This is a genomic window from Schaedlerella arabinosiphila, from assembly GCF_003885045.1.
Classification (GTDB): Bacteria; Bacillota; Clostridia; order Lachnospirales; family Lachnospiraceae; genus Schaedlerella; species Schaedlerella arabinosiphila.
Genome location: NZ_RHJS01000002.1, coordinates 5,988,948 through 6,007,528, shown reverse-complemented (window position 1 = coordinate 6,007,528; position 18,581 = coordinate 5,988,948). Strand labels below are relative to the sequence as shown.

Sequence of the window (18,581 nt, the reverse complement as noted above, 5' to 3'; positions counted from 1 at the left end):
GTGGAATTTTTTACCATCGTATGCGGAAAAACTGCCGGCAGCAGATTTTCTGAAAGCGGGCAATTCCCGTTTCGCCCCGATTTTTCTTATGCACTGATGGCATTTCCTGTGTATAGCTGATAGTATTTTCCCTGCTCCTCGATGAGCTGGTCGTGGGTTCCCCGTTCGATGATCCGTCCCTGTTCCAGCACCATGATGCAGTCCGAATTGCGTACCGTGGACAGCCGATGGGCGATCACAAATGTGGTCCGTCCGCTCATCAGGCGGTCCATGCCTTCCTGGATGATCCGCTCCGTCCTGGTGTCGATGGAACTTGTGGCTTCGTCCAGGATCAGTACCGGCGGGTCTGCCACTGCCGCCCTGGCAATGGCAAGAAGCTGCCGCTGTCCCTGGCTTAAGTTCGCCCCGTCCCCGGTGAGCATGGTATCATACCCATTGGGCAGCCTTCGGATAAATCCGTCCGCGTTGGCCAGCTTTGCCGCCGCCACGATCTCTTCCTCGGTGGCGTCCAGCTTGCCGAAACGGATATTTTCCTTCACCGTCCCGGTAAACAGATGGGTGTCCTGCAGCACGATCCCCAGGGAACGGCGCAGATCGGCTTTTTTAATCTTGTTGACATTGATGCCGTCGTACCGGATCTTCCCGTCCTGAATGTCGTAAAATCGGTTGATCAGGTTGGTGATGGTGGTCTTGCCTGCCCCGGTGGAACCGACAAAGGCGATCTTCTGTCCCGGCTCTGCAAACAATTTTACATCGTGGAGCACGATCTTCTCATCGTTATATCCAAAATCCACACCGTCAAAGACCACATTTCCCGTAAGCTCCACATAGTCCACGGACTGGTCCGCCTGGTGGACATGCTTCCATGCCCATCTTCCGGTGCGCTCCCTGCTCTCTTTCAGTTCCCCATTTTCCTCGGTCACATTCACCAAGGTCACATAGCCCGCGTCGGTCTCCTCCGGTTCATCCATGAGCTGGAAGATCCTCTCCGCCCCTGCCATGGCCATAACGATGGCATTCAACTGCTGGCTGACCTGATTGATGGGCATACTGAAGCTCTTGTTGAAGGTCAGAAAACTGGCCAGCCCGCCCAACGTGAAGCCACCCACCCTGTTGAGGGCCAGGATGCCGCCGACGATGGCGCAGATCACGTAGCTGATATTTCCAAGCTGGGCATTGATGGGGCCGAGGAAATTGGCAAATGTATTGGCCCGGTCCGCGCTTACGAAAAGCCGGTCATTGAGCTTCTTAAACTCCTTCTTACTCTCCTCCTCATGACAGAAGACCTTGACCACCTTCTGACCGTTCATCATTTCCTCAATGAATCCGTTCACCGCCCCTAAGTTCCGCTGCTGTTCCAGAAAATATTTTCCGCTGTTTGCGGCCGACTTCTGAGAACAAAACAGCATCAATCCTACCATGATCAAGGTGACGATGGTCAGTGGGATATTCAGGATCACCATGCTGACAAAGACGCTCACCACGGTAAACGCGCTGTTGATGATCTGCGGAATGCTCTGGCTGATCATCTGCCGCAGCGTGTCGATATCATTGGTATAAACCGACATGATATCGCCGTGCGCATGGGTGTCAAAATATTTGACCGGAAGCTTCTGCATATGGGCAAACAGTTCATTCCGCATATCCCGGAGAGTACCCTGGGTCACCGTGACCATGATCCGGTTATACGCATAGGTGGAAACAATCCCCACCCCATAAAATACCGCCACCCTGCCGATGGCATGGGCAAGGGGTGAAAAATCCGGCGAATCCGTCAGCAGAAACGGAGTGATATAATCGTCGATCAGATTTTTTGTAAACATGGTTCCCTGTACATTGGCGATCACACCCAGGAAAATAAAGATAAATACAAAAATACAATGGATCTTATAATCCCGGAAAACATAGTTCATCAGCCGCGCCAGAAGCTTTCCCGGGTTCTTTACCTGGGGCTTCATACCTCTGGGGCCTCTGTTCATCGGTCCTGGCATCAGGCTTCACCTCTCTTTCTTTCAATACGTCCCTTTTCGTCCAAAGCTTCCCCGGATCTTTCACGTGCCTTTTCCTCCGAAGCCTCTCCGGATGGTTCATCAAAGTCCCCGCCGCCCTGGGTCTGGGATTCATAAACTTCCCGGTAAATTTCATTTTGCGCCAGCAGCTCTTCGTGAGTTCCGAAGCCGTCAATCCGGCCTTCCTCCATAACGATGATCCTGTCCGCATCCTGCACACTGGAAATCCTCTGCGCAATAATGAGCTTCGTGGTATCCGGGATCTCTTCCCGGAATGCCCGGCGGATCTTACCGTCCGTGGCCGTATCCACAGCGCTGGTGCTGTCGTCCAAAATCAAGATCTTCGGTTTTTTCAACAGGGCGCGGGCGATGCAGAGCCTTTGCTTCTGCCCTCCGGACACGTTGCTTCCGCCCTGTTCAATGTGGGTATGGTACCCATCCGGAAATCTCTGGATAAATTCATTCGCACAGGCCAGCCGGCAGGCCGCCTCGCATTCCTCGTCTGCCGCGTCCGGATCGCCCCAACGAAGATTTTCCAAAATACTTCCTGAAAAGAGCACGTTGTTCTGCAGCACCACCGACACCTGGTTCCGCAGCGACTCCATATCATACTCTTTGACATTTCTTCCTCCGACCAGCACTTCCCCGTCCGTCACATCGTACAGGCGGCTCACCAGGTTGACCAGGCTGGTCTTGGCGCTGCCGGTGCCTCCGATGATCCCGATGGTCTCACCGGAGCGGATCTCCAGATTGATGTCCTTGAGAACCGGCTCGGCGCTGTCCTTTTTATACGCGAAATCCACATGGCGGAAGGTGATGCTCCCGTCCTTCACCTCATAGACCGGCTCCGCCGGATTGTCCAGGTCGCTGGTCTCATGAAGCACCTCGGAAATACGCCGGATACTGGCCATACTCATGGAAATCATGACAAATACCATGGACAGCATCATCAGGCTCATTAAAATATTCATACAGTAAGCCAGCAAACTCATCAATTCGCCTGTAGTCAGTGCCGAGCTGACGATCATTTTCGCCCCCAGCCAACTGATCAGGATGATGCAGGTATACACCGTAAACATCATCAGCGGAGCATTTACGATCACGTTGCATTCCGCTTTTACGAAAATATTATAAATGTTCTGGCTTGCCCGCTGAAATTTGCTTGTTTCCTGCTCTTCTCTCACATATGCCTTCACCACCCGGACCGCGGATACATTTTCCTGGACAGAGGCATTTAACTCATCGTACTTTGGAAATGCCTGCTGAAAAAATCCGGTGGCATGGCGGATGATGAAAAACAGGATCACGCCCAGGATAATAACTGCCGCCAGATAAATGCTGGAAAGCCTTGCGTTGATATTGAATGCCATGACCATTGCGCAGATCATGCTGGCCGGCGCCCTGGTAAACATCCGCAAAATCATCTGGTACGCATTCTGCAGATTGGTCACATCTGTGGTCAGACGGGTCACCAGCCCGGCTGTACTGAATTTGTCAATATTTGCAAATGAAAATGTCTGGATGTGGTTGAACATGGATTCCCGCAGATTTTTTGCAAATCCGGCGGAAGCCTTTGCCCCGTACCGCCCGCCTGCCATTCCGGCAAACAGGCCCACCGCAGCAGCGGCCACCATGAAGCCGCCCACCCTGTAAATGTGCCCGATATCTCCCGCGTTAACACCGTCATCAATGATGGATGCCATCAGAAACGGAATCAGCGTTTCCATCAAAACCTCCAGGAGCATGAACAAAGGTGTTGCGATGGACGCTTTCTTATACTCTTTCACTTCTTTTAATAAAGTCCTGATCATTAGGCTCCTCCTTCTTGCTGCTCTTGTTATTGCTCTTATTATTGCTCATGTTATTACTTTTGCTGTTCTATATTTTCCTTGATCCTGCGGATGACCCTGAGAAACGTCTCCGCGTCTTTTTCGTCAATTCCGTCCAGCAGCCCGCAGTTCATCTCCGCGATCATTGCCTCAATGGTCTCATGGGCACGGATTCCCTTTTCCGTCAGAAGCACTTTTTTCAGCCTTGCGTCGCACTCAACAAATTCCCGGCGCACCAGTCCTTTCTTCTCCATGAGCTGTATACTGTTTGTCACCGTGGATCTGCCCACCAGAAAATACTTCTCAATATCCTTCTGGAAAATCTCCTTCGCCCGGTTCTCGTAGAGGAAACGGATGATCCATCCATGGGTCAGCGTCACCTCATCGACACCCTCCGCCTTCACCCGTGCCTCCAGCCTCCGGGACATCATATGCCCCGTCCGTTGAATCTCAAATCCAACCTGATCGTTGATACTGCATGATTTACACATTCCACTCACCTCCTGGTTTGCAGCGTATTCCTTCTTCGTTGGGATATGGCTGCTTTCTTTTTGATCTGTTCCTTTACAAAATCATGTACTTGCGGTTTCGCTGCACTGATTGGATACGATTTCAATTGTTCACGCTGCTAATTGTTTGATTCAACAATTGTTTGTATCACAAATTGTTCGTATATAAAACATTTTTCACAAAATGTATTTTATCACTTCACTCAAAAAAATGTCAAGACTTTTTTTCAAAACAAAATTCCATAACAAAATCCAGCCAAATTTTATTTTTCTTTTCTAATGGCGGCCAATCTGCATGCGTATGCAAAAACAGCATGTGCCTGATCCCGATCCATCTGTATGATGATTGACCAGGATCAGACACTTGCTGTTCTCCCTTGTCTGACCAATTATGCTTCTGTCATTCCTCTTTTTTCCCGGCAGCAAGTATCCTGTCCGCAACCGCCTCATCCGTTTCCTCAGGATATTTCCATATGTAGGTAAGGATTTTTTCAATATACTCCTGATCCAGCCCGGAGGATTCTGAAATCTTGTCCGGTTTCATAGACTTTGACATATTTCGGATGAATTTCATTTCTCCCAGTATCTCACCTTTGATCTTACCTTTTGCTTCTCCACGGCTCTCAATCATCCGTTCTCTTTCATATACCTTCATATACTCTAAAGACACCTCCTTGTCGTACCGGACTGTCTCTACCATTTTGTGGATATCCTCAAGCAGCGCGCTATCCGCATTGTCTTCGCAGGAATCCTCCATATATCGGAGAAGCTTCCGCGCCTCTTCTGACAGTTCCCCCTTCTTTCCCTTTGTATAAAAGAAATAGGTTGCCGCCCCGTCATCGTAATCCATATCCGGCTCCTCTTCACATTTTCTGCGGATCGTGTATAAAATCCGGTTTTTATCAAACGGATCGTAGGGCATGATCATCAAAACAATCACCTGCTTTAGCTTTGAGTAATCGTTCCCCGCTTTCAGACTCCCTCCGTCGATCTTGGAATGATAAAACCTGACCCGCCTGGGTAATGCGCGTTTCAGTTCAATGCTGTCATTTTTGTCCGGTTCTACATCGTAAACGGTCCCTGCCCCTCCGGTCTCTTCAATATACACATCCAGCCTTGTGCCGTGCTGATCCGTATCCGAGCCATAATAGACCTTTTGAGGGACTACATGCAGTCTGTCCATATCCACATTGAGCAGGATTTTCAAAATCCTTCTGCAGAACGCTTCCCCGATTTCCGGATAAGACAATACGCTGCCGAACAAAAAATCGTCCAGTAAATTTAGTTGTTCCAGTTTTCTTTTCATCTTGTCTCCTTTCCATTGTATGACATTGGAGAGAAAATGCAAGTGTTTTCTGACAGAAGATCTCATTGTGAACAGTAACCAGAAGTGCTCTTCCGCTTAGCAGCCACGCCGTCTCTTCCAATGTAATACGAAACATTTATTTCATTGTGACTTCCATATTGGGGATTCCATTGATAAATTTCAGATTTGTATCTTTGAATAAATGGATGAATAAAGATTTTTCCCTGATATGTAGGTGTATTATAGCAGTGATTTAAAGAATGTGTCAAGTAAAAAATGGGCTTGTTCGGGAGCCCCCGGCCAGACGGTTATTGTTCACCCTCTGGCCAGGTACTCACAGCTGGCACTTTTTTATAGCAAATAGTTGTTGTCCTTGTCGGCTACCTGCAAAGCTGCCAGAATATAGGACGCATACCCCTCGGCAACAAGCGGTTCCTGCTTGCACAGCGCTTCGGCCTCCTCATAGCTCTGGGTCTTAAAAATGACCATGCCGGCAACTCCTGGATACCCCTTAAAGGGGCCGCAAAGCTCGATTTTCCCTTCGGCATCCAGTTTTCTCAGATTCTCTACATGCCTTGTGATTACGGCTTTTGTAACCTTGTTATATGTTTTTGCCTTCTTGATCGTCATTACATACAACCATTTTTCCATATCTTCACCTCCAATTCTGATCCTGTCAGCCCCGAAGCAAATCTGCTATATAGCCGCTTCTTATACTGCCGGTAAAGTATAGCACATCTAATATGACATATAGCTGTCCTATTGGAAAATAATTCCGGCTGTACGGTGATATATTTCCTGATATTACAGATATTTTTCGGCAATCTTCCGCAGCTTTTCCGGTTCTGCCGCAAACCACTTTTCATAGGTGGTATGCTCCGCCTCGACCGCCTGTCCCAGCTCTGTGAAAAATGCGGGCATGTCCCTCTGAAGTATCAGCCCCCACTCTTCGGCAAAGCGTTCCCCGCCTTCCCTGGCCGATCCATTGACATGCAGGGTAAATGCTGGCTCCGCCGTGCCATCCACCCGCTTCACGCCGCCGTGGAATCCCAGTGCGCCGATCTGATGGGTTCCGCAGGAGGAGGTACAGCCGGAAATGTGGATTCTCGGCAGTACTCCGTCCGCAAAATGATATTGTTCCACTTCTTCAAAAATCGACTTCAGCACACCCTGGGAATCCCGAAGTCCGATCTGGCAGATGGTACTTCCAATACAGGCAACAGATGTCTCAAACAGGGTACGCGCGCTGTCTGCCGTGACCGAGAGCACCTTCTCTGCTTCCTCCCCGGTCAGGTTGATGATATAGATCTGCTCATCCGGCCCGATCCGCACTTCTACATCCTCCATGGATTCTATGGCCGCATACAGCTCCGCAAACTTTTCCGTCTCCGGCACACCGCCCACCGGATGGTAGCTGACCGCGTAAAGGCCGTTCTGCTTCTGTGCAATGACACGTCTGCCGGAAAGATGCGTCCCGTCCCCGGATTTTTTCACCGGGTTTTCCTGAACCGAGAGTTTTAAGTCTTCCCCTCTGGCCTTTTCCAGCATTTCCAGATATGCCGCCCGATAGCCCTCTGCTCCCAGAGCTTCCTGCATATAGCGCGTCCTGGCCTTGCCCCGGTTTTCATAGTTGCCGTGTGCAAGGAAAGTATCGACCATTGCCTTGATATAGTACAAAATCTCCGAAGGCTGTACATGTGAAGCTACCTGTACGCCCATCATCGGATTTCTTCCAAGCCCTCCGGCGCTGTATACGTCAAATGTACCATCCTCTCTGGCCGCAAATCCCAGATCCCGGAAGGTCACATGAGTCTCGTTTGCCGGGGAATTGGAAAATCCCACTTTCAGCTTCCTTGGCATCTTTACCGTTTTGATGAAATGCAGCAGATAATCGGAGGCCGCCATGGCATAAGGCATCACGTCAAAGCACTCCCCGGCTTCCACGCCGGACAGCGGCGAAGCCATGACGTTTCTCGGGAAATCCCCTCCGCCGCCTCTTGTAATGATCCCCGCGTCAAATGCTTTTTCCATGATCTGGCAGACATCTTTTTCGCTTAAATCGTGGAGCTGGATGGTCTGGCATGTGGTAAAATGTACTTTTTTGATTTTATACTCCTCAATCACGTCTGCTACGAATTTTAACTTTTCCTTTGTCAGCCTTCCGCCCGGCAGACGGAGACGGAGCATACTTGTCTTCCCGTCCCTCTGTGCGTAACTGCCGAAGCCGCCGGAAAATCCTTTGTAATCCTTCTTGCTGACTTCACCTGCATAAAATTTTTTCGTCATTTCACGAAACTCTGTGAGATCGCCTTTAAATTCCTGTAGTAGCTGTTCCATTTACATGTCCTCCTGATCGATATTATTTCACGGCAGGCTTTACCTATATCCACCCTGCGCCGGTTTAAATCCTCATACACATATCATTTGCATATCTTGAATTTTAAATCACATTATACCACCTTTTATTACTCATATGTTTACTTATTTTAGAAAACGGTCACAAAATGTATGCCCAGGGGCATCCCCGCAGTCAAAAAAGTTTGGTATTTGATCCCCTTTTCTGTTAAAATAAAACATATCATCAAAGTGAGGAGGAACTATAGAAATGGCACTCATTCAAGTAAATTTTCTTTCAAAATCACTGATGCGGACGGTTCCGCTCCATGTCATCCTTCCGGTGGACAAGCTTACATTTCCGGGAATGCCCCAGCGGGAAGAGAAACCCTTTAAGACCCTGTATCTCCTGCACGGCATTTTCGGAAATTATACTGACTGGGTATCCGGCACCAATGTCCAGAGGTGGGCGGAGGAAAAGGATCTGGCCGTGGTCATGCCCTCCGGCGATAACATGTTTTACGTAGATCAGGAAAGCTCCCACAATTACTACGGGGAGCTGATCGGGAAAGAGCTGGTGGAGATCACCCGGAAGATGTTCCCGCTGTCCGACAAAAGGGAGGATACCTTTATTGCCGGACTCTCCATGGGCGGATACGGCGCCATCCGCAATGGCCTGAAATACCACGATACCTTCGGATATATCGCCGGACTGTCCTCTGCCATGCTCATTGACGGACTGGAGGAGCGCACCAACGACGCCCCCTTTTTTATAGAAAGAAGGGACTTTGCGGAAAGCTTTTTCGGAGACCTGTCCAAGGTAAAGGACAGCGATAAAGACCCTAAGTGGCTGGTAAAGAAGCTGCTGGAAAAGCAGGCAGAACTGCCGAAGATGTATCTGGCCTGCGGCATTGAGGATTCGCTGGTGGAACCAAACCGGAAGTTCCGTGACTGGCTGCTGTCGTCCGGAGTGGATGTAACTTACGAGGAAGGGCCGGGCTCCCACGAATGGGACTTCTGGAACCGGTATATCAAGAAGGTCATTGACTGGCTGCCCCTGGAGGAGGACGCCAAAGCAGGGGTCAGCAGCGGAAATGTGGGGATCTGAGTTCTTTTTTAACGCATAATACATTGTTTCCGCATTTTTTTCTGCCGCAGTATAGAAAAACTGACGCCGACAGCTTTTCTGCATACGATGATATTCAAAGGGCTGCCGGGAAATAGCTGAATTTTCACAGATTATGTGTAAATCCGATTTCCCGGCAGCCCCTTATCATATTCTCAGCGCAGATTCTGTTTCCTGCTGCACAGGCTGACTTTTTCCGTCAAACCCTCTTTCTCTTTTCAACGAATATCTGGAATGTATCTGTCCCCTTGAGTTCTTTTCCTTCGGAAATCACCACATTCTTATCGGAAATCACGTATTCGATATCCGCTCCTGCCTCTACAACCGTGTCCTGCATGAGCACGCAGTTTTTCACCTTCGCGCCCTTGCCGACCTTCACGCCCCTGAACAGGATGCTGTTCTCCACTTCGCCCTCAATCACGCAGCCATCCGCCGCCATGATGTTCTTCACCCGGGAGCCGGGGATATATCTGGTGGGGTTGTCGTCACGGATCTTGGTGTAAATGGGATTCGCAAACAGCGCGTCCACATTGGCGTCGTCCAGCATCTTCATATTTTCTTCGAAGTAGCTGTGCATATCGCTGATACGTGCGGTGTAGCCTTCGTACTTGTATCCCTGTACGTTCAGGGTCACAAGATGGGGTGACAGGATGTCCCTCTCATAAAATACATAGCCGCGCACAGAAGCCTGTCTGATCTGGTCGATCAGAAGCGCTCTCTCAATGGCATAAATATTCATTGAGAAATTCTGGATTCCGCTTGACCGGGAATTGATCTTGATGTTGTTGACCCGGTTCTTCTCCAGATCCAGTGTGTAATACAGACCCTTGTTGTCTGTCTCCGCCAGAAGTGCACTCTCAGGAAGCTCCTCTTCCGTATATGCCACGGTCACGTCCGCCCCGCTCTCAATGTGGGTATTCAGAAATGCCGCGAAGTCAAAGTTCACCGCGATGTTGGCGTCTGACATAACCACGTATTTTTCCTTCTGGTTCTGCAGGAAGCTCAGCACGCTTGCCAAAGCCTCTACGCGTCCGTTGTAAATCTTTACATTTTTCTCGGCAAACGGTGGTACGATGTTGAGACCGCCGTTTTTGCGGGTCAGATCCCACTCGCGCCCGGAACCAAGGTGGTCCATCAGGGAATGGTAATTCTGGCGGACAATGACGGAAACATTGTCAATCCCGCTGTTCACCATACTGGATAAAATAAAGTCGATCATACGGTAACGGCCTGCAAATGGGATGGAGGCCATCAGCCGTTCGGTGACCAGCTCCGGCACCAGATCGTCATAACTATTTGGGAAAATGATACCCAATGCATCTGCATTCGAATTTACCATTGCTCTTCACCGTCCTTTACATTATTATTGACCATGGCATTGGGGCCGATCTTTGCGTTGTCTCCGATGAAAACGCCGGAGCCGACTGTTGCCACGCCGTTTGTCTCGCCATCGGGCATTGCTCCTACTTTCGCATGTTCCCCAATCACGACGTTCTCCGCAATGATACAGTGTTCTACCACCGCGCCGGCTTTGATGACGCTTCCGCCCATGATGACTGCGTCCTCAACCTTTGCCCCAGACTCTACCTTGACGCCTGCAAACAGGATGGAGTGCTTCACGTCTCCTCCGATCCGGCAGCCGTCGGTGATCATGGAATTTTCTACCATCGCGTCCGCACTGATCTTATGTCCGGTCATACCGCTGTTGCGGCTGTAGATCTTCCAGTTTTCGTCAAACAGGTTGATACCGCTGTGCTCCGGATCAAGGACTTCCATATTGGCCTCCCACAGGGAAGAAATGGTTCCTACATCCTTCCAGTATCCGCTGAAACGGTACGCGTACATGGTCCGTTCGTCACGCAGAAGATTCGGGATTATGTTGTTTCCAAAGTCGTTTTCCGAATTTGGATCTGCCTCATCCTCTATCAGATACTTTTTAAGTACATCCCAGTTGAAGATATAGATCCCCATGGAAGCCAGGTTGGACTTGGGGTTCTTCGGCTTCTCCTGAAATTCTGTGATCTTGTCATTCTCGTCTGTAACCATCAGGCCGAAACGGGGCGCCTCCTCCCAGGGCACTTCCATAACGGCAACGCTGAATTCCGCGCCTTTTTCTTTGTGGAACTTCAGGAAGTCACTGTAATCCTGCTTGCAGATCTGGTCTCCCGACAGGATGATGACATATTTCGGGTCATAGCGCTCGATGAAGGAAATGTTCTGGTATATCGCATTGGCTGTCCCCTTGTACCAGTCAGAACCAGATGCCTGCTGATACGGCGGAAGGACATGCACCCCTCCGTGCAGACGGTCCAGATCCCACGGCTGGCCGTTGCCGATATACTCATTCAAAACAAGCGGCTGATACTGGGTCAGAATACCGACAGTATCAATGCCTGAATTTACGCAGTTCGACAGCGGAAAATCGATGATCCGATATTTTCCGCCGAAAGGAACTGCAGGTTTTGCCAGATTCTGCGTCAGGGCATACAAGCGGGAACCCTGACCACCGGCAAGAAGCATTGCAATCATTTCTTTTGCCATATCTTTTCCCCTATTCTATTTTTATTATGCAGCGGCTCAGGACAGCAGACCTCAGGCAGAAACTGCATACGCAGCTGCTGTCCCGAATCGTTACAATATTGTAAATAAATTGTAGCACAAATTGCTCCGAATAGGTAGTGGTATTTTTACTTTCTTCTTTAAAAAATCTCAGTTGTCTCTCATGAAAATAAATGGTACAATGAATGTATCAGCAATACGTTTCACATATTTTTCTCAAAGGGAGGTGGCCTTATGCCAAGCGCAGCAGATATCATCAAAGATTATGTAACAGAATTTTCAAGATTACAGGATTGGATGCTGCCAATTAAAGAGATAGCTCCTGATACTTATGCTTCTATGCACAAAAGATATTTAGAATTAAAAGTAACTCTTTCCAGTTTGGGTGTTAATCTGACAGAGATAGACCGGGTAAAAGATTAACGGTTGAATGGCTTTGTAAGCCAGAACACCCTGATAGAACTATTTTCCGCCATCTTTGCGGTGGCTGGATGTTTCGGGCGCAGAAAAAGCCAGGATTTGTGATATAAATCCTGGCTTTTTCTGTAATATATAGGTGCGTATCTTCTTTCTACCACACTATTTTTTCTATTTCACATTGGTGTTCTTTGCTTTCCTTCTCATAATTAATCCCAACTAACAGCAAATTCCCCTTATACTCTTCCAGTGCTTCTGCATATCGTCGTTCTCTGATTTGGTCTAATGCTGTCCTCGTACTTTTTCCGCATTTTAACTCAACTATCAACTGCTCTGGCAACAGCTTGTTCATCCTGACTCCATGTTGCTTTTAAGAGCATATCTGAAGCTTCAATTACCTGGATCACCTTATCCCACTTATTTTTCTTGACAGCCCGGACAAACGCAGAACGTACCTCTTCGTTGGGAATATACACCTCTCCCTGTTCTGCTTCATATGCCAGATACCCCAGATGAATCAATACGGTTAATACATCATCCCGGCTTGCAAAGTGTACCATGTCATTTTCAAATGTACCCGTATCTATCCTGATTCTTCCGCCGGAAATCATGGAAACAACCGCATCCTTCAGCCCTTCATAATTCATGCCGATATATGTCTTCAAAGATTCATAGGTTTCCGTACTTGTCCAATAATTGGAAATGTGCTTTCTCCTGAGGGAATCTACAACGGATTTCGGATTGTAAATATGAACGTGATCGCCCAGAACATATCCATCATACCAGCCTTTTGCCTCCTCAAAACTCATCTCATATTTCTGATAGAGCTCCCGTACCTCGTTCTCTGTAAAACCCACATATTTTTCCAGCGGGTCGGCCTGTATCATAGTAAATTCATCAAAATTATTCAATGCCGATTCCGTACCGTATTTCTTAACAGGCAGAATCCCAGTAATATAGGCAAGTTTCAGAAACTTTTTTGAGGTTGCATTTTTAAACAGTCCTCTTAGCAAATCAATGTATGCATCCTGCGCTTTTGTATCCAGCTTGTTTTCCCTGAAAATCGTATCCCACTCATCAATAATAATGACAAATTTCTCTCCGAGCACGTCGTTCACATCCGCCAAAACCGTCAGCAGGTCTGCCGCGTCCTCTTTCACACATTCCCCAAATTGCTTCCGAAGCTCTTTGATCACTTCCATATGAAATAAATCCACAGCCTGTGAAGCCGTAATTTCAAGCCTGGTTGCAGCATCCCGTTTATGGCAGAACGTATTCATATCTACATGAATCACATGGTACTGATTCAAATGTTCTTTATAACTTTTATCTGTTGAAATTTTAAGTTCTGCAAACATCCCTGATGAATCGCAGTCTTTTCCATAGTATGCGGCAAGCATATCAGCGGTGATTGATTTTCCAAAGCGTCTCGGTCTGCTGACGCAGAGGCATCTCTGTTCCGTGTCTACTACAGAGTTTGTATATTTCAGCAAAAGGGATTTGTCCACATAGATCTCGGAGCGTAATGCACTTTTGAAATTTTCATTTCCCGGGTTTAAATAAATTCCCATAGCAGCACCTCTCTTCTACATGCAATTGCTACTTTTTATTATAGCTTACATACCGGACTAATTCCACAAAAACTGTTAAAATATTGATTGAATTACATTTGCCTGTTCAGCAGGTCTTTGGTATAATTGGGGGGACATGGAGGTGATTCAATGAAGAAAGCATTACCGGTCGGTGTGGAAAATTTTAAAGATATGGTAAAGTCTGGTTATTATTACGTGGATAAAACCCTATTGATAAAAGAATTATTGGATCTGAAAGGGAAAGTAAATTTATTTACCCGTCCAAGAAGATTCGGAAAAACTTTAAACCTGAGTATGCTCCGCTATTTTTTTGAAGACAGCGGGGATATGGAACAGAATCACCGCAATAAAGAGCTCTTCCAGGGGATGAGGATTCTGGATGCCGGGGAGAGATATACCGGTCAGATGGGAAAGTATCCTGTGATGAACCTGACGCTGAAATCTGCAAAGCAGGAAAATTTTGAGACAGCCTGCTATGCACTGCAGGCGGAGATTGCGTCCGAGTTCGACAGGCATAGAAATTTCATTGAGCAGGGAAAAGAACGGATTACACCAACGGAATATGAGCAGTACCTCCAGATTGCGGATGAAAATGCAGATGAAAAGCAGATCCGGAGCGCGTTAAAATTATTCAGCAAATGCATGTATAAGATTACAGGCAGGAATACGGTTATCCTGATCGATGAATATGATGTACCGCTGGAGAATGCGTATTTCAGAGGATTTTATGAAAAAATGACGGACTTCATCCGGACGCTGTTTGAGTCGGCATTGAAAACAAATGATTATCTGCAGTTTGCCGTTATCACCGGATGTCTGAGGATTTCAAAAGAGAGTATTTTTACAGGATTAAACCATTTGAATATTATCTCTGTACTTGATAAAAAATACAGTGAACATTTTGGATTTATTGAATCGGAGGTCATTCAGATGATGTCGTATTATGGTGTGGAAAATCGCTTCCCCATCATGAAAGAATGGTATGACGGATATCTGTTCGGAAATACAGAGGTTTATAATCCTTGGAGCGTCATAAAATTTTTGTATGATTTATATTCAGATGTGAATGCATTTCCACGTCCCTATTGGATCAATACCAGTTCCAATGATATCATCAGGGATTTGATTGTCAGGGCTGACCGGGAGACCAAAGGGCAGATTGAAAGGCTTTTAAGCGGTGAGACATTAGATATTCAGGTGCATGAAGAAGTAACTTATGGAGATATGCACAGTGATGGTGAAAACCTGTGGAATTTTCTTTATTTTACAGGATATCTGACAAAAGTAAATGAATATTTCAAAGAAAAATATATTTTTTTAAAGGTGCGTATTCCCAATATCGAGGTCATGACGATTTATGAGAATACCATCAGGAACTGGATGAAAGAGATTATAAAAAAGGAAGATTTTCATGATCTGTACCAGGCAATGGAAGAGGGAAACGCACAGCGGATGACGGATATCCTGAACGGGCAGCTTTTTCGATCCGTCAGTTTTTATGACAGTGCGGAAAATTATTATCATGGTTTTTTAACCGGTATTTTAAGTCAGAGTGAAAACTATCTGGTAAAATCTAACCGTGAATCGGGGAATGGACGTTCTGATATCATGGTGAAGAGCCCTTCCCTGCGGGGTCGGTCATTTATTCTGGAATTAAAGGTATCCGATTCGATTGATGATCTGGAAGTGGATGCAGAAAAAGCAGTACAGCAGATTTATGATAAAAAGTATATGGAGGAATTGCGTGAAGAAGGCTATCGAAAGATAGATTGTTATGGGATATCGTTCTTTCGGAAGGATTGTGAGGTTCGATTCGGATTGTCCGCCACATAGCCGGGAGGGCATTCTCCCCGCTCCTCTTCTGCACAGCGGAAAATGGGCTGTCAGAAAATAGGAATCATACGCAGTATATTGCTGTATCCTGAATGGTTCGCAGTATATATTGTGTAAATTTTTCCATTTCCCGACAGCCACTTTTTATGGTTTTAAAGCGTTTCACATGGAAATACGGTTTTTAAAACCAGCCAAACATCATTGCTTTCTTCTTCCTGGACGCCCTCCGGCTTCCTACACTCCGCCGTCATAGAGCCGCCCATCTGTTCTGCCAACTGCCTGGAGATTGCCAGTCCCAGCCCGGTTCCGCCCTGGCTTCTGGCCCGGTCTCCGGTGTAGAACCGGCGGAACATCTGCCGTACATCCTCCCCGGTCAGGTTTTTTGCGTCATTGGCACAGATGAGCGCAGCCGTTTCTCCCTCCCTGACCTGGATTACCAGCCGGCGTCCTGCATAACGTAGGGCGTTCTGCAGCAGGTTGTCGATGATCCTGGACAGCGCGTTTTCGTCTGCCCGGATGCATACGGGGGTTTGCGGGATCTGAACCTGGACTTTGATGCCCGCAGCCTCCAACTGCCCGTAATACCCCAGGATCTGTTCCCTGCACATGCGGCCCAGATCCACCTGGCGCAGCTCCATGCTGTAGTTTCCGGAGAGCAATGTGGAAAATTCATAAAACTGGCTGATCAAATGCTTAAGATGCGCGGATCTGCGCAGGGCCACCTCCAGATATTCCCGCTCTTCACTGCCCAGGCGTTCCTGGTCGATGAGCCTTAGATATCCCTGAATGGCGGTCAGCGGAGTCCGCAGGTCATGGCTGATATCTCCCAGCTGCCTCTGAAATTCCAGCTCGCGTTTTTCATAGGAAATGCGTTCCGCCCTGACCTGCTCCAGCAGATGATTCAGGGAAACCAGCAGATCTTCCAGCTCACGCTGGGGAGCGTATAATTTTAGAATCCGGTTTTCTTCGATCCGCTGCGTAATCTCCCCAAGCTCTTTATTGATTTCCCGTATACTCCGTTTCAATAAGGCATACCGCATACCGAAGTAGAGCGCAAGACATACCGCAAATGCCAGAAAAATCTCCAACAGGTTTCACCTCCATCCTGAACAGAGTACTCTCGGAAAATCAGCCGCAAAGATAGATACAAGGGAGTTTCCGCGAGTGCTCTAACACAGAATTTCTGCCGCCTGCGGCTTTCTGCGTAGATCCGATCAAGTCCCCGCAGCAGGCCGCCTTCTGTCAGGCAATGTCCTTCTTTCGGAAGCCCCAGATTCCCAGCGCGCCGAACAGCACGATCCCCACCGCGCCTGCAATCATTTCTTTCAAAAATCCTTCCGGGTGCATCCACAAGGCGTCCATCTGTATGATGCTGAATGCCGCGCTGACCTCTGTTTTCACAAAATTCCAGGGCATCCAGGCGGCAATTCGGGCGCAGATCGGAATCTGGAATCCCAGCAGGCGAAACGCCGTCGGAATCAGATACATGATGACTGCACATCCGATTCCCACCTGAGCATCCTTCTGAAAGATATTGTAGAGCGCCATAGTCAGAACGACAGTCGCCAGGGAAAACGGCACATTTGCCGCCGCACCCAGAAGCAGTACTTTGAGCGGCAGCGTGGATTCCAGAGGTATGGAGAAGTCCGTCTCCAAAAGAAGATAGGCCGTGGAGATAAATGCCGCCAGAATCAGGGCCGCGCTGACCATCGCGGTAATCCCGTATACAATGCATTTTCCGATGAACATGTGAACCCGGTTTATCCCTCCTGCAACCGCATTTTTCAAAACTCCGTTTTTATATTCATCGGAAGACAAAAGCATGACCACCAGAAACGCGCCGATGTAGAATACCTCCATATCTGAAATCAGCATAATGAAAGAAAACCTAAGGGTTCCATAATAAAACCCGGGCGCATAGGCTGAAAACAGATACAGCACCACATTCATAAGAACTAGAAGGGACGCCATCGTCAACGTCAGCAGATAAATTGTTTTTTCATGCAGGATTCGGTAACATTCACTTTTCATATAATTTGCCATTACAGTTTCCCCCTGTTCTTAATATTGACGTAATAATCCTCCAGGGACATGTGACGTTCGTCCAGCCCCTGTACGCCGATTCCGTGCTCGTATGCCAGACGGCCATACCGGGCGGATTCCTGCCCCGGATTCGTGATTCGTATGGTCTGATCCTGCAGAACCTGATATGCAGTGCCCGGAAGCTCTTTTTCCAGAACTGCAGCGTATTTTTCCGGTTCTGTCAGACGAAGGTCGATGCAGCCGGCGCATTTTTCACGCAGGGCCTGGGCGGAAATCTCTTCCAGCACACCCCCCCGGCTCAGGAAACCGTACATAGTCGCGATCTGCTCCAGCTCCGACAAAATGTGGCTGGATAGAAGGATGGTGATCCGCTTTTCCTGATTCAGCTTAAGCAAAAGCTCCCGCATCTCGATGATACCGCTTGGGTCCAGGCCGTTGATGGGCTCGTCAAGCAGAAGAAGCTCCGGCTCTCCTAAGAGGGCAAGGGCCAGTCCGAAACGCTGCTTCATCCCCATGGACAGTTTTTCACATTTTACCCTTCTTTTTTCCAGCAGATTGACCGTACGCAGCACGGATTCTACCGTTTCCTTTCCCGGGATACCGCGCTGAATCCGGTAGTATTCCAGATTCTTTTCCACACTCATTTTGGGAAAAAATCCGGCGTTTTCCACAATGGCGCCCATACGGGAGCGGCTCTTCTGCACTGCTTTTTCATCTTCATTCCCAAACAGGCGGAGATAGCCCCCGGTGGGAAAAATCTGTCCTGCTGCGATTTTGAGAAATGTGGATTTCCCGGCTCCGTTATCCCCGATCAACCCGTAGATCTCGCCCCGCCGGACCGTAATATCCACATGGTCCAGGGCTGTCAGGTCTTTGTACTGCTTGGTAATGTCCCTGGCTTCAATGACTGCTTCATTCATGGCTGTCGATTCCTTTCTGAACTGTTCTTTTTTCAGACGGATGTCTCCCTCTCAACGCTGTTTTTCTGCTGTTCTTTTCGAGGGTCTTCCGTCTTCATATGGAA

The 18,581-nt window shown here is 48.0% G+C and carries 15 protein-coding genes; 3 read left to right on the top strand and 12 right to left on the bottom strand.

The features are described 5' to 3' along the window. Positions 1-86: 86 nt before the first annotated feature. The 6 genes from EBB54_RS28205 to EBB54_RS28180 form a co-directional block, all read right to left on the bottom strand. A complete protein-coding gene (locus tag EBB54_RS28205; RefSeq protein ID WP_125130064.1) occupies positions 87-1,991 on the bottom strand; it encodes an ABC transporter ATP-binding protein in 1,905 nt (634 codons plus the stop codon). Continuing rightward, the gene (locus tag EBB54_RS28200) at positions 1,991-3,820 is read right to left on the bottom strand and encodes an ABC transporter ATP-binding protein (protein ID WP_125130062.1); all 1,830 of its coding nucleotides are present in this window, start codon (positions 3,818-3,820) and stop codon (positions 1,991-1,993) included. The genes EBB54_RS28205 and EBB54_RS28200 overlap by 1 nt, the downstream gene beginning before the upstream one ends. Positions 3,821-3,873: 53 nt before the next feature. Continuing rightward, a complete protein-coding gene (locus tag EBB54_RS28195) occupies positions 3,874-4,329 on the bottom strand; it encodes a MarR family winged helix-turn-helix transcriptional regulator (protein ID WP_125130060.1) in 456 nt (151 codons plus the stop codon). Positions 4,330-4,747: 418 nt separating this feature from the next. Further along, positions 4,748-5,653 carry an Rpn family recombination-promoting nuclease/putative transposase gene (locus tag EBB54_RS28190; protein ID WP_125130058.1) on the bottom strand — a complete coding sequence of 302 codons (906 nt, stop codon included), beginning with the start codon at positions 5,651-5,653 and terminating at the stop codon, positions 4,748-4,750. A gap of 351 nt (positions 5,654-6,004) precedes the next feature. Further along, complete coding sequence (locus EBB54_RS28185) at positions 6,005-6,304, bottom strand: YciI family protein (RefSeq protein ID WP_125130056.1); 300 nt, start codon at positions 6,302-6,304, stop codon at positions 6,005-6,007. 153 nt (positions 6,305-6,457) lie between these two features. After that, positions 6,458-7,990 carry a nitrite/sulfite reductase gene (locus EBB54_RS28180; protein ID WP_125130053.1) on the bottom strand — a complete coding sequence of 511 codons (1,533 nt, stop codon included), beginning with the start codon at positions 7,988-7,990 and terminating at the stop codon, positions 6,458-6,460. A 268-nt stretch (positions 7,991-8,258) separates the two neighbouring features. Here EBB54_RS28180 and EBB54_RS28175 point away from each other — a divergent pair, with 268 nt between their 5' ends. After that, positions 8,259-9,095, top strand: a complete 837-nt coding sequence (locus EBB54_RS28175; RefSeq protein WP_125130051.1) for an alpha/beta hydrolase — start codon at positions 8,259-8,261, stop codon at positions 9,093-9,095. 217 nt (positions 9,096-9,312) lie between these two features. Here EBB54_RS28175 and glgD read toward each other — a convergent pair whose 3' ends face one another. Both glgD and EBB54_RS28165 read right to left on the bottom strand, forming a co-directional pair. Next, positions 9,313-10,452, bottom strand: a complete 1,140-nt coding sequence (gene glgD / locus EBB54_RS28170; RefSeq protein WP_125130049.1) for a glucose-1-phosphate adenylyltransferase subunit GlgD — start codon at positions 10,450-10,452, stop codon at positions 9,313-9,315. Next, on the bottom strand, positions 10,446-11,654 hold the full coding sequence (locus EBB54_RS28165) for a glucose-1-phosphate adenylyltransferase (protein ID WP_125130047.1): 1,209 nt from the start codon (positions 11,652-11,654) through the stop codon (positions 10,446-10,448). The genes glgD and EBB54_RS28165 overlap by 7 nt, the downstream gene beginning before the upstream one ends. A gap of 252 nt (positions 11,655-11,906) precedes the next feature. Between EBB54_RS28165 and EBB54_RS28160 the strand changes: the two genes are divergently transcribed. Continuing rightward, the gene (locus EBB54_RS28160; protein WP_004080381.1) at positions 11,907-12,095 is read left to right on the top strand and encodes a hypothetical protein; all 189 of its coding nucleotides are present in this window, start codon (positions 11,907-11,909) and stop codon (positions 12,093-12,095) included. Between the two features lie 311 nt (positions 12,096-12,406). Here EBB54_RS28160 and EBB54_RS28155 read toward each other — a convergent pair whose 3' ends face one another. Next, complete coding sequence (locus EBB54_RS28155) at positions 12,407-13,660, bottom strand: AAA family ATPase (protein ID WP_330554651.1); 1,254 nt, start codon at positions 13,658-13,660, stop codon at positions 12,407-12,409. A gap of 150 nt (positions 13,661-13,810) precedes the next feature. Here EBB54_RS28155 and EBB54_RS28150 point away from each other — a divergent pair, with 150 nt between their 5' ends. Further along, the gene (locus EBB54_RS28150; protein WP_125130045.1) at positions 13,811-15,514 is read left to right on the top strand and encodes an AAA family ATPase; all 1,704 of its coding nucleotides are present in this window, start codon (positions 13,811-13,813) and stop codon (positions 15,512-15,514) included. Positions 15,515-15,666: 152 nt separating this feature from the next. On the opposite strand, the gene EBB54_RS28145 is transcribed toward EBB54_RS28150, so the two are convergent. The 3 genes from EBB54_RS28145 to EBB54_RS28135 all read right to left on the bottom strand — a co-directional run bounded on the left by EBB54_RS28145 (position 15,667) and on the right by EBB54_RS28135 (position 18,477). Beyond that, on the bottom strand, positions 15,667-16,602 hold the full coding sequence (locus tag EBB54_RS28145) for a sensor histidine kinase (protein ID WP_125130043.1): 936 nt from the start codon (positions 16,600-16,602) through the stop codon (positions 15,667-15,669). Positions 16,603-16,756: 154 nt separating this feature from the next. Beyond that, entirely contained in the window at positions 16,757-17,557 is an 801-nt protein-coding gene (locus EBB54_RS28140) for a hypothetical protein (RefSeq protein WP_125130040.1), read from the bottom strand. Further along, positions 17,557-18,477, bottom strand: coding sequence for an ABC transporter ATP-binding protein (locus EBB54_RS28135; RefSeq protein WP_125130038.1), 921 nt, complete (start codon positions 18,475-18,477; stop codon positions 17,557-17,559). The genes EBB54_RS28140 and EBB54_RS28135 overlap by 1 nt, the downstream gene beginning before the upstream one ends. Between the last annotated feature and the right edge of the window lie 104 nt (positions 18,478-18,581).